The sequence below is a fragment of the Arthrobacter sp. D5-1 genome (assembly GCF_017357425.1).
In the GTDB taxonomy this organism is placed as follows: Bacteria; Actinomycetota; Actinomycetes; order Actinomycetales; family Micrococcaceae; genus Arthrobacter.
This window is the reverse complement of sequence record NZ_CP014571.1, coordinates 1,656,013-1,669,734: the sequence shown is the minus strand read 5'-3', so window position 1 is coordinate 1,669,734 and position 13,722 is coordinate 1,656,013. Positions and strand designations below refer to the sequence as shown.

The 13,722-nt window shown below is 63.4% G+C and carries 3 protein-coding genes; all 3 read right to left on the bottom strand.

All coding sequences use genetic code 11. From position 1 onward, the window contains the following. Window positions 1-8 precede the first annotated feature (8 nt). Window positions 9-980, bottom strand: a complete 972-nt coding sequence (locus AYX22_RS07650; protein ID WP_207596900.1) for a MoxR family ATPase — start codon at window positions 978-980, stop codon at window positions 9-11. 57 nt (window positions 981-1,037) lie between these two features. Further along, complete coding sequence (locus AYX22_RS07645; RefSeq protein ID WP_242703563.1) at window positions 1,038-7,238, bottom strand: Ig-like domain-containing protein; 6,201 nt, start codon at window positions 7,236-7,238, stop codon at window positions 1,038-1,040. Window positions 7,239-7,395: 157 nt separating this feature from the next. Beyond that, complete coding sequence (locus AYX22_RS07640) at window positions 7,396-13,512, bottom strand: Ig-like domain-containing protein (RefSeq protein WP_207596898.1); 6,117 nt, start codon at window positions 13,510-13,512, stop codon at window positions 7,396-7,398. Between the last annotated feature and the right edge of the window lie 210 nt (window positions 13,513-13,722).

Below are 13,722 nucleotides of genomic sequence, written 5' to 3'. Positions count from 1 at the left end.
GCCGCGGACTAAGCGGTGGCGCGTTGCTGCGGGGCGGCGACATCCGCCAGGACGCGGGTGAGGACAACGTCCGGTGTTGCACCGGAGAATTCCGCCTCAGGATCCATGACCAGACGGTGGGTCCACACCACAGGTGCCAGTTCCTTAATGTCGTCCGGGAGCACGAAGTTGCGGCCTTGGCCCGCGGCCCACACCTTGGCGGCACGAACCATGGCAAGTGCACCACGCACGGAAACACCAAGGCGGGTCTCGGAGGCGTTACGGGTTTCCTCGCACAAGCGTGAGATGTACTCCAGCACAGCCGTATCCACGTGGGTGGTGGCCGCAAGGTCTGCCATATCGGCCACGGCCTGGGTGGTGATGAGCGCCGTGAGCTCCTTGGACCGGTCCTTGAGGTTGGCCCCGCCCAGCAACCGCACCGTTGAGGCGTGGTCCGGGTAGCCGATGGACGTCTTGATCAGGAAGCGGTCCAGCTGTGCTTCCGGCAGGCGGTACGTGCCCGCCTGCTCGATCGGGTTCTGGGTTGCCAACACCATGAACGGCCGGCCTGCCTCATAGGTGGTTCCATCCACGGTCACCCGGGATTCTTCCATGACTTCCAGCAACGCGGACTGGGTCTTCGGCGACGCACGGTTGATTTCATCAGCCAGGACGATGTTGTTGAACACCGGGCCCTTGTGGAATTCAAACTTCTGGGTCTTCTGGTCATAGATGGTCACACCCGTCACGTCCGACGGCAGGAGGTCAGGCGTGAACTGGATACGGTTGTGCGAACCCTGGACTGTTGCAGCCAGGGCGCGGGCCAACGAGGTCTTACCCGTGCCCGGTGCATCTTCAAACAGGATATGTCCCTCGGCCAACATCGCCGTGAAGGTCAGCCGGATGACGTGCTCCTTGCCGAGCACCGCCTTGCCCACATTGGCCACGAGCTTCTCGAACGTTTCTGCAAACCACGCGGCCTGCTCGCTTGTCATGGTCATCGGTTAATCCTGTTCCTCATGTATCGGTAGGGGTTTGACGTTGTTGTTGCCATGGGACTAGCAGCCGCCGGGGCGCGGCCCGTAGAGGTCCACTGTCGTGGACTTCACGAACCAGCCGTCCTTCGGGGAACCCTGGAGCCGGTACCACGGCGTGCCGTTGTTATAGATGTCCTTGGTGCAGTTGATGGTGATCCTGCCCCAGGAGCGTTCTACCCAGCCCACACCACATTTCGCGGGACTGCCAGGTGTGTAGCTGTCCGTCTGACCGGGCTTACCGGGGCATGTCCGCACGCTGCTGGCGTCCACCTGTATCTCTGATGCCGGCGGGTCCGGGGGCGGCGGCGCAGATCCGCTCCGGGAGGTGTCGCTGCCGATGTTGCCGGCCTGGCCACCACTGATGGCACGGACTCTCAACGTTTTTGTTTCGCTGAAGCCCACGGTCGTAGAGAAACTTCTCTGCGTTGTGTCTGTCCACCCGCCGTTATCGAGGCTGTACTGGTAGCCGGTGACGGGCCTGCCGTTGCCGTTGGGCTGGTTCCACGTCCAGGACACTGTCTTGTCGCCGACGCCGCTGCTCTTGCTGCCGGTAACGCTAGGGGCAGCCGCCACACCGTAGGGATTGACGGTGTTTGATGCGGCACTCCTGTCGCCAGGTGTGGGGTTTCGTGAGGATACTGCCCACACCACCACAGCCGTGTCCTGGCCGTTCGGTGCCGCGATAACGCCACCGCCGGCGGGGATCGCTCCGCTGCCGGCGCCGGACGTCAGGGCATACCGGTAGCTGATCTCGTTGGCGTTGGCCCCGTTGCGTTCCTTCTGTGACAGCGGGTTGAAGGCCACGCGGATCTTGCCACCGGCCGCGTTGGTCTCCATCAGGGCTGCTGTGGGCGCAGCGACGATGCCTGGCTTTCCTGCCGCGCGGATAGCCGCTGACTGCTGGCTGACACCGCTGACGCCGGCCTTGTTCGTTGCCGAGACAGTAAAGGTGTAGTCGGCTTCACTGTTGGCAACCGTGACGTTTTGCGAGGTCGCCCCGACCGACTGCGTGGTCACTACGGCCCCGCCCCGGTACGTGGTCAACGTGTAGGCGGACACGGCGTCGCCGTTGTTGTTTGGCGCGGCCCAGCTGACCTGCAGCTGGCTCTGGTCACCCACCGACCCAGCGCCGGCTACGGAAGGCGCAGCAGGCGTCGCCGGCACACCAGCAGGAGTTTCCGCCGCCGAGTAGGGGCTCCACTCGGACGGCTCCTTGGCATCGTTCCGGGCCAGGACGCGGACCTTGTAGGCCACGCCGTTAGTCAGTCCGGACCAGACATGGCTGTTGCCAGTGAGGTTCTGGATCTGGGGATTCTGCCCGGCCGGAGCCGGCGAGATCTCAAGGTCGTAGGACTTGATGGGCGAGCCCTTGCTGGCCGGGGGAACCCAGGCAACCGAAAGTTGCTTGTCACCAAACTTCAGTGTGGGAGCAACCGGGGTATCAGGCTTGACATCCGGACGGACCTCGGCGGAAACCGGAGAACGCTCGGATTCATTGATCGCATTGGTGGCGGTGACAGCAAAGTGGTACTTCACGTTGTTGGTCAACCCGGTCAATGTGCACGTGTTCGCAGGGCAGTCCTGCTTAAAGCCGTTCTCTCCGTACACCGTGTACTTGGTGATCGGTGAGCCACGATCTGCCGGCGCGTTCCATGTCAGCAACGCTGTCTGGTCGCCCACGCTTTGAGCCAGAGGCGTGGTGGGCGCGGCCGGCTTGTCCTTGACGGTGAGTCGGATACGGGCCGTGGCATAACGTGAGGTTTCACCCGTCTTGTCGCCCACTACGTAGGCAACAACCATGGTCCCGGTGAAACCCGACGACGGCGTGACGGTCACGTTACCGCCGTTGACCTCTGCTGTGCCTTCGCCCGTCTCAGTGACCGCCGAGATGATCTTCAGCGGCGTATCCGGGAACGGGTTGGAGTCGTTCGCCAACGCATTGACCGTCACGGAATTCCCGGATTTCGCATCCGGTTCAAGGTCGTCGTTGGCCACCGGTTTGGGTCGGTTGGATGCCGTCAGTGACAGTTTGTACGTCGCGACCGCTTCAAGACCCCGCGGGTCCTTCGCTTTCACCTGGACCGTGCCGCCCTGGCCGATCTGCACCGAGTCTTCGGCGGAGACCTTCAGGGTCTTGCCATCGATGCTCACCCTGAATCCACCCGGTGCTGCTCCGGCCAACTCATACTTCATGTTCTGGACGTCGTCGGAATCGGGATCGGATGCGAGCTTTTCCAGGTCCAGGCTGGCCGAGTCACCCTTGGGAACGTCCACGTCGCTGCCCAGCAGCACCGGCGGGTTGTTCTTGTTCGGATCCGGCAGCACCTTGGTGCGGATGCTCAGTGTCGACTTCAAGCCGTTGGGGTCGTCGGGTCCGCTTCCATCAGTGACTTCGAAGCTGATGGAGCCGGGACCAACGTATTCAGCGCCGGCCGTGTACTTCAGGGCCGTTCCATTGCCCGCTACGGGGTCGCTGCCGTCGGCACCGATGAGTTTGATGCGGTCCGCCTGGGTGAGCCGCGGCGACTTACCCTCGCGGACCTTGACCCATTCGGCCAGGTTCACGGTGACGGACTGGCCAGAAACCATCTCCACCACTTCATCCTTGGCGAGCGTCGGAACCTGCTGCCCGATACCCGGCACCCAGATGATGGCCGTGGACTTCTGGCCGTCTACATCCTCAACGGTGTAAGGCACCAGCTGCGGCTGCTCGGTGAGGTCCACCACCACGTTGCCTTCAGAACCCGGACGAGCCGTTTCCAAGCCTGTGGTGACCTTGAGGTTCTCCCCCACGCCGTCCGGATCCTCGTCGTTCTTGAGGACCGGAACGTCGACGGCGGTCTTGCCCAGCGTCTGGGCTGATGTAACGCGGTCATCGCGGGCGATGGGAGCTTGCAGCGGAATGTCGTTCTTGACGTTCACCCTGATGCTGGCCTGGCCCACGGCGTCCCTGTCGTCAGCCACGGAGTAACGGACGTTGACCGTACCCTCGGCGGCCGGAGCGGTGACCAGGACGCGGCCGCTGGTCTTGCTGACCTGGGCTTCGAGGCCAGCGTCGGCTTCGATGCTGTCCGTCAGGATGCGGATGATGTCGCCGTCGGGATCGGTGTCGTTGGCGGTGGCATCCACGGCGATCTGACGCCCAGGACGGACCTGCACTTCGTCGTCTACCGGGGCAGGCTTCTGGTTGTCTTCACCACGGGGTGCGACGCCGACGGTCACCGTTCCGGTGTTGACCGCTCCTTGGCGGTCAATCACCTTGTAGCGGAACGTGTCGGTTCCTGCGCCATCGCCGGCGGCGACGAAATCGATGAAGCTGCTTCCCGCCGTCGCGGTTCCCATGGTGGGCGTGCTGTCGATGCCGGTGAGCTGGACCGAGTCGCCGTCGGGGTCGATGCCGTCCAGCGGCACCGGGATCCGGACGCTGCCGCCGGCGACCACGCGCGCGGTCAGGTTCTGCGGCTGCGGACGGGAGTTCTGCGCGCCTTCCAGCGGCAGGATGTGGATGGTGACGGCCGCTGCGCTCTTCTGGCCCTGGGGGTCCACCGCGTTGTAGATGGCACGCACGGTCTTGGGTGTGGGTCCGGCGATGAAGCGCAGGGTCTTCTCGGAGATAAAGGCCTTACCGTCTTCTTCAGGGACGCTCTGTGCCAGGACAGGATCGACAGAGAGCTCTTCACCTTGCGGGTGCGTGTCGTTGTCCAGGACCGGAATGGTCACGACGTCGTTGACGCGGACGTTGACTTCGTCGGGTTTCGGCTGGGGGGCCTCGACGACGGCGGGGGCCGGCACCGGAACGACGCCAACGGTGCCTGTGGCCGAGCCGCGGCCGTTGGACATGGTGTAACTGAACACGAACGGCTCTTTCGCGCCGAGCACATCGGTAACGCGCAGGACGCTGTGGTCGATCACGCTGACCGAAGCTGACGAGCCGTCGGGGACGGTGACGGACTGGAGGACCAGCACGCCGCCGGAAGGATCGGAGTCGTTGGCCAAGGGATCCACCAGCACACTGCCGCCCACAGGGAGCAGTGCGACGTCGTGAACCGCAACGGGCGCTCCAGCGTCCTTGCCGGACTCGACGTCAACACGGATCAAGCCTTGGCTGCTTTGGGGCCCGTTGCTGGCGATGTACGTCAAGTAGATCGGGCCCGGTGTGGTGCTCCGGAAGGTGAACGTACCGCCGTCGGTCACTGGACCCAGCTCTGCCGGTCCGGCAGCCTCGACGTGCGCTACCCGGAGGGCACCGCCATTGGGGTCGACGTCGTTCTTGAGGGGCGCAATGACCAGGTCCTGGCCAACCACGGCCGTGACGTGGTCGGCGTTGACCACCGGCGCCAAGGCGCCCGGGGGCTGCACGTTGACAACGATCCGGCCCGTCGTGGTGGCCCGGCCGTCCCACACCGTGATGGTGACGTTCTTCTTGCCCGGTGCTGCACCAGAGTCCTGGTACGTGAGCAGGCCGTCGCGACGGACCTTGACCTGGTCCTGGTCGTTGTCCGTCTTGGCGTCCAGGAGGACGAGGTCGTCGCCGTCGGGATCCATCCAGTCGGTCAGGATGTTCTGACTGACGGACTTGCCCTGCTCCACCAGCATGGTGGTGGGCTCGCCGCGTTTGAAGAAGGGAGGCTTGTTTTCCTCCGGAGCCACGACGCGCAGCGTGACCTGTCCACCGGCGGACAAACCGCGTCCGTCCGAGGCGTTGTAGTCGAAGGTTTCCGTTCCCGGCTTGGCGTCAGCGGGGACCTTGATCTGGAACGCTGAGCCACCGTAGATGTTCTCCAGCGCCCCGGATTTTGGCCCGTTGGCGCCTACCGCAGCGGTGAGGACATCGCCGTCGGGGTCTGAATCATTGTCCAGGATGCTGAGGATGGAGGTCCGGCCCGGCCGGACACCGAACTCGTCCGGTTTGGTTTCAGGCGCACGGTTGGGCTTGGTGCGGTCCGGCAGGACGTTGATGGTGTTGTTGTCCGCGGACTCCTGGTCCTGGTCGTCGGACTGGTTCTTGGGCGGGACAACATCGTCCCAGTTGTTGACGAGCTGCATGTTCTGGTTGACCAGCCACACGCTGCCGGAATTCACATCGTTGAGGACTACGAGGTCGCGGTTGACGCGGAAAACGTAACTGGGCGAGGCACTGGCCTTGGGGACGTCATTCTTCTTGTCGTCGGCGTCGTTCTCGCAGTCTCGGACGTACTTGTTGGCTCCGGACCAGGCAGCGTGAACGCACTTGCTCACCTGCACCGGTGCTGCGGGGACGCCTTCTCCGTCGGCATTGAGTGTTGCAGCGGTGGATCCGTCCAAGGGCTGCTTCAAGAGGGCTTTGCGGGTGGCAACGGCAACAAAGCTGCTGTCCTCGCCACTCTGCTGCAGCTTGGCTTCCCGTGCATCCTGCAGCTGGAGCTTGCGTCCGCCGGGCAGGAACAGGTTTCCTGAGCCGGCGTCGAGGACTACGGGCTTATCACCGACGACGGCAATCTGAAGGTCGCCGGCCCCCTTGAGCTCATCCACTTTGGTGACCTGCGAGTCTGTCCGTTCACCATTGGCGTCCACCGTGGTAACGGTGATCTCGCCCTTGCCCGGATCCGCTGTGTAGATGCGGTTATCGGCGCCTACTGCGGAGACCATGCCTTGGTCCCCGGTCAGGACAGGCTCGGTACCTTCTTCATCGAAGCCGTTGACCGTGGAGGGAGACAGCGCCCACACCTTGCCACGGGCGGGATCGGTCACCGAAAGGACGGTGGAACCATAGCTGACTTGCGACGACGACGGCAGTTGCTTGTCGCCGCCGAGCTTCAGGTTCGCGGCAGAGACCTGGTTGATGGTGGAACCGGATTCGTCGTCGACAAAAACGTTGCCGTCATGCTGCAGGACATCGAAAGTGGTGGTGGCGGGAGTTACGGCCCCATCAAGAACGCGCGACGGGTAGTTCAACCGCCCCACAGCGTTCTTGGTTTTGCTCACAACCCATACGCCGCCGTCGTTCAAGTCCACCTCCGTGGTCTTGAAGCCCGGGTAAAGTACAGCCCCGGTGATCAACAACGCGCCCGCCGCGGTGGCAGCAGTTCCCGCTATGAACTTCTTGTCTTGACGCCTTGTCAGCCCCAGCTTGCCGAAGAAATTTCTCACAGCCCCAAAATTCCTTTGATGTTCAGCCGCCCCCCAGCGACTTCCGGGCCAACCGACACATGCCGGCAGCCGTGCATTCCGCAGTACCCCCATACGGCGGCGGAATTTTCAGTCCCTAAGACTATCCCACGCACCCCACGGCCAATTGAGGACACCCGAGACCGGGCTATCCATTGGCTTTGACAGACTACGGCCTTAAGCACTGGGCGCGCGATGGGGAGAAGTGCCCCGTCCCGTGGTTTTGTCATGTTCAGCACGGGGGCGCTCCGATGCCTGCGGGGTCTGGAAGGTGGGTGTGACCTGCGATGATGTACCGGCCCACGTTGCGGTAGGAGCCTGATTCGATCCGCCACCAGCGGTGCATACCGGTCCAGTTATCTGTTTGGTCGATGTAACAACGCACCACAATGGGGCCTTGATCGGCGGAAGCCATCCATGGCGGGGTGTTGTTGCTTTGCCCGTCACACGTTTTCCTGTTCGGATCGTAGTTGGCCCCTCCTGCTGTAAAGCTGCACGACCGCACAACCGCTCCCGGGTTCATGGTGGTGGTCCACTCCCCCTGGCGTCCCGACTTGGCGCTGGCCGACGCTAGGCCGCCGCCCGTGCCGAGCGAGTTGAACGTCTGCACAGTGATGCTGTGGGACTCTTCCCACCCGGCAGTGTTGATGGTCCGGCTGCCCGAGGCGCCCACGGTCTCCCAGCCGCCGTTGTCGATGCGGATCTTCGTGGTCTTCACATCGTTCGTAGCGGTTGACGGGGAAGACCAGTTGAAGGTCACAGATTTCTGGTTCACGGCCCCGTTGGAACCCGACGCCGACGGCGTACCCGGCGCACCAAATGGTGTGGCGGATGGCGCGGCAGCGGCATCCGAACTGGGCGCCACCGTCGAATGTGCCCTCACTGTCACAGTGGTCGCCTGGCCGTTGGCGAAGCCGCCTACGGTCTGCCCGGGCTGGATGGCACCGGAGCGTCCGCCTGCGGAGTAGGTATAGCTGACTTCGTTGGCCTTGGAGCCGTTGCGCTGGGTGTCGCCGAGCGCAGAGAAATTGATGGTGAGCTGACCACCGGCGGCACCGGTGTTGGCCGGCGTGGCACTGACGTTTTGAACAGTGCCCAGCTTTCCCGTGGCCCTGCGCGGAGGTGAGGCCGCGCTGACCAGGCTCTTTCCTGCCTTGTTCTCAGCCTGAACTGTGAACGTGTACGCCGACTCGTTGGTGGAAACCTTGAAGGTGGCTGTTCGGACATTCCCCGGAATGGTCTGAGTCTGGGTGGTTCCGCTGCCGCCGCTCATGGTGACGTAGTAATTCTTGATGGGGTCGCCGTTGATGCCAGGCTCGGCCCAGTCGACGCGGAGCTGGTTCTGCGAACCAACGGCGGACACCACTGTGGTGCTGGGCGGCGCCGGTGTTGCGGGGATACCGGCAGGATGGTCCTCTGCGGAGTACAGCCCCCAATCCGACGGGCCTAGGTCATTGACAGCCTGGGCACGGACCTTGTATTTCACACCGTTGGTCAGGCCTGGCCAGGTGTAGCTGAGGCCAGTGACCTCGTTCTTGACGGCAATGCCGTTGGCGGGCGGCGGAGAGATCTCCAGGTTGTAGTGCTTTACCGGGGAACCTTCGGTCTTGGCGGGAGTCCAGGTGATGGCCAGGTCCTTATCGCCGGCTTGGACCGTGGGGACGTCCGGGGGCGATGGCTTCTCATCCGGAGTGATCTCGTTGGAGGGCACTGAGGGCTGGGATTCGCCTACCTCATTGGTGGCAACCACGGTGAAGACATACTTGACGTTGTTGGTCAGTCCAGTCAACGTACACGTCGTCGTGGGGCATTCCTGCTGGAACCCGGCCGCTGTCACCGTGTACTTGGTGATGGCTGCGCCATTGTCCGACGGCGGCGCCCACTTGAGGACGGCAGTTTTACTGCGGACGTCCGTAGCAACCGGGGCCGAAGGAGCATCGGGCTTGTCCCGCACCGTGATGCGGACACGACCCACGGCTTGCCGGCTGGGATCATCGGTCTTGTCCTTGATGGTGTACCTGACTACCAGGACCCCCTTGAAGCCGTCGGCGGGCGTCACCGTGATGGAGTCGCCTCCTATGGCAGGCTCGCCTGATGCGGATCCGGTCTCCACCACGGCCGAAAGCACCGTCAAGGGTTCGCTGAAGGGGTTGAAGTCGTTGCCCAGCACATTGATGGTTTCGGACTTGCCGGCGTTGGCCTTGTCGAGGACATCATCGTTTGCTGCCGGTTTGGGTCGGTTCGATGAGACTACGGAAACGGTGACGGCTGCCTTCGCAGGCTCCGAGCGGCCATCGGTCACCTTGAGCGGCACGGTCCCGCGGGCGCCGGGGTTGAGTGAACCCCCGGGGGTGATTTTCAGGACCGTACCCTCCACCCGCGCGTCGAAACCGCCGGGCAGGTCACCGTCCACGCTGAACGTGAGCTTGCCTTGGTCCTGCTCATCAACGTCCGCGGCAAGGTTGGCCAGGTCCAGTTCGGTAGTGTCCCCCTTTGGCGCTTCAATCGCAGCTCCGCTGAAGGTGGGGGCGTGATTGGCGTTGGGGTTCGGGAGCACCTTGGTCTGGATGGTCAGAGTGGACTTCAAGCCCTCGGCATCGTCCGGACCACTGCCGTCAGTCACTTCGAAGGTGATGGACCCGGGCCCCACATACTCAGGCTGGGCCGCATACCTCAACGCCGTACCATCACCAGCAATAACGTTGGTGGAGTCACCGCCAAGGACACGGATCTTGTCCGCCACCGTTATGCGGGGTTGACGGCCGTCCCTGACCTTGACGTGATCCTGAAGGGCCAGAGTAACTTCCTCCCCCGCGGTGACCTCCACGATCTCAGTGGTGGAAAGCGTGGGGTACTGGAGGCCCTGGCCTGGAATCCACATGACCGCGGTGGCTGACTGCCCATCGATGTCCGTGACGGTATAGGGAATCAACTGATCTTCGGGCAGGAGTGTCACCACTACGTTGCCGGCTGTCCCTACGCGCACATTCGGGTTCCCGTCCGGCAGGGAAATGGTGAGGTCCTCCGCCACGCCGTCGGGATCGGAATCGTTCTTCACCACCGGAACGTCAACCGCAGTTTTACCCAGGGTCTCGGCCAACGTGATCCGGTCGTCCACTGCCACGGGGGCATGGAGCGGCGCGGTCGGGCTGGTCTGGACGCGGATGACCGCGGCAGCTTCTGCCTTCTTGTCGTCCTGGATCCGGTAGCTGATGCTGTCCGTGCCGGCCGCACCCGGCGCCGTGAGGACCACCTTTCCTGCGGCGGCTTCAACCTGCAGTTCCGGTTTGGCCTCGAACGCCGACACCAAAGCGATGGGGTCGCCGTCGGGGTCTGAGTCGTTTTTCAGTGCGTTCACCGCGACCCGTCGTCCGGGCCGGACATCAATGACGTCGTCCACCGCAATGGGCTTCTGGTTGTCGGCTTCGGCCGGCGCAATGCCCACGATCACCGTGCCGGTGTTCTCCGCACCAATACGGTCCCGCACCCGGTAGCTGAAAGTGTCAGTACCGGCGGACGTACCCCCGGCCGTGAACTCCAAATATCCGTCCCGCAGGATGGCTGTCCCCAGTTGGGGAGCTTTATCGATGCCCATCAGCTGCACCGAGTCGCCATCGGCATCGATACCATCCAGGGGAACAGGGATTCTAACCGTCATCCCCGCAACCACGCGGGCTGTCAGATTCCGCGGCTCTGGCCTGGTGTTGGTGGCGTCATCGCGGGCTCGGATGCGGATGGTGACTTGCTGCGAGTCAGTTTGGCCCGAGGCATTGCTGACCTTGTAGATGGCATAAACGGTGGTGGGTTCCTGGCCTGCGATGTAGCGCAGGGTGTTCCCCGCAACAAAGATCCTGCCCGCGGCCTCGTCGGGCTGCTGTGCCAGGACGGGGTCCAGTGTGAGCTCTCCGCCGTTGGGGTCCGTGTCGTTCTCCAGGACCGGGATGGTCACGACGTCGCCGGCACGCACGGAGACCTCGTCCGGCTTGGCCTGCGGTGCCTGAAGTTTGGTGGGCGCCGGCACAACCTGGACAGAAATATCCCCTGTGGCCGAGGCCTTGCCGTTGGAGATCGTGTATTTCAACGACAACTGTCCCTGGGCCCGGATGTCGGTGATTTTGACGACCGAGTGGTCAAGGACCGCGACCGATACCGGGAGCCCGTCGGCCGCCGTGACCGATTGGACCACCCGGACGCCCCCACTGGGGTCTGAGTCGTTGCCCAACACGTCAACCACGGTGCTGCCGCCACTGGGCAGGAGGGCAATATCGCGGACCGCCACCGGTGCGCCGTCGCTGTTTCCGGACACGACGTCCACCCGCACCAGTTGCTGGGCACTCGCCGGTCCGTTGGTCACCATGTACGTCACATAGTGGGGACCCACCGAGGTCGAGTTGAAAGTAAACGTCTGCTGGTCCGGACCCACCACGGCGGTCGACTGCGCGTCCGGCTGTGCCTGCGCAAGTCTTAGCGTCCCGCCCTGCGGGTCGGTGTCATTCTTGAGCGGCGCGATCACCGTATCCTGGCCCGCCACCGCAACCACGTGATCCGCATTCGCGATGGGCGGCAGCGCACCCGGAGCACGGACGTCAACGCTGATCTGCCCTTGGGTGGTCAGGGACCCGTCCGAGACACTGACGGTCAGGGTTTTACGGCCCGGGCCAGCCCCTGCGTCCTGGAAGGTGAGCAAGCCGTCCGGCCTGATCCGGACTTGGTCCGCTGGATCGCTGCTGGAGACGGCGACGGCAAAGATGTCATCGCCGTCGGGGTCCAGCCAATCGGTGAGGACAAACTGGCTGGCGATCTTCCCGGACTGGACCACCAAGGCGTTGTTCCGGTTGGGTTTGGGTTGGGGGGCGTTGTTTTCCGCCGCGGGCACAACCCGCAGGTCGACGTCCGCGCCGCCTGTACCGCCACGGCCGTCTTCCACCGAGTACTTGAACGTTTCGGAGCCCGTGGTTCCGGCGGGGACTGCGATCTGGAAGCCGGTGCCACCGTAGACGGCGGACAAGGCGCCGGACTTCAGTGGCTCGCTGGTGCTGACCGTGAGGACATCGCCGTCGGCATCGGCGTCGTTGTCCAGCACGGGCAAGACAGTGGTCTTTCCGGCCCTGACCCCGAAGGCATCGGGTTTGGCCACCGGCACGGTGTTGGGTTTGCTGCGGTCCGGAAGGACTGTCTGCTGGACTTCGTCCGCGGAGTCCTTGTCGGCGTCGTCCGAGGTCTGCTGGGGCGGGATGACGTCGTCCCAGTTGTTGACCAACTGCATGTTCTGGTTGACCATCCAGACGTTGCCTGAGTTGACGTCGTTCAGCACCACAAGATCGCGGTTGACACGGAAAACGTACGACGGCGACGCACTCGCCTTGGGAACGTCGGACCGTTTGTTATCTGCCTCGTTGGTGCATTCCCGGACGTATTTGTTGGCACCGGACCACGCTGCGTACGTGCAGGATCCCAGATGGACCGGCGCGGCCGGAATGCCCTGACCGTCCGCTTGGACCGTCTTGGCGGTCCCGCCGTCCAGGGGTTGCAGGAGCAATGCCTTCGGTGTGGCGATGGCAATAAAATCGGCCTCCGGGCCGCTCTGTTGCAATTTGGCTTCCCTGGCGTCGTCCAGGTGTACTTTGTTGCCCCCGGGCAGCACGATGTCGCCCGTGGCCGCGTTGAGTACCACGGCTTTGTCGCCCACAGTTGCCAGCTGGACTTCGCCGTCGGCCTTCAAAGCGTCATCGCTCCGGACCCGGGAATCCACGGCCTTACCGTCGAGATCCACCTTTGTTGCCGTCAGTGTTCCTGTTTTCGGGTCCAGTGTGTGGATGGTGTCGTCAACGCCCACCACCGAGACAACACCGGGTGACTGCTCGAACAAGGGTTCCGATTCGTCGCTGAAACCGCCAATGGAGGTGGGCGAAACAGCCCAGACCTTGCCCTGGGACGGGTCAGTGACAGCCAGTACTTTGTTGCCGAAGCTCACTTCCGCGGAGCCCGGAAGTTTTTGGTCGCCGCCCAGGCGCATGTTGGCGGCGCTGACAGGGTTGATGGTCCCGCCATCTGCGTCATCGATGAAGATGTCGCCGGCCTGCTGAAGGATGTCGAAGTTGGTGCTGGCCGGAGTCACTGCCCCATCCAGCGATTTGGAGGGGTAGTTCAGGCGACCGGCCGCATTCTTGGTCTTACTGACCACCCAGACGCCGCCGTCGTTCAGTTCCACCTCGGTGGTCTTGAACCCTGGATAGAGGATGGCACCTGTGATTAGGACGGCCGCTGCCGCAGTGAAGGCAGTGGCTGCGATGACCTTACGCCGGCTGTTATTGGCACGGCGTTTTCCGGACCCATCAGACAGAGCCATCCCATATTCCCCCACAGTTCAGGCAGCACGAAGCAGCCGGCGCCGACCCCCACGGCGAAACACGACACATTCAACGCACAGCATACCGGGTTACTCCATCGATTAGCTAAGTCGTGACATGAATCGCATCCACCACGCTCTCTCACATAACAGCCCTTAAAGCCGAACGCTCGCTCACTTTCTTCAGGAAAGTGAGCGAGCGTTCGGCTC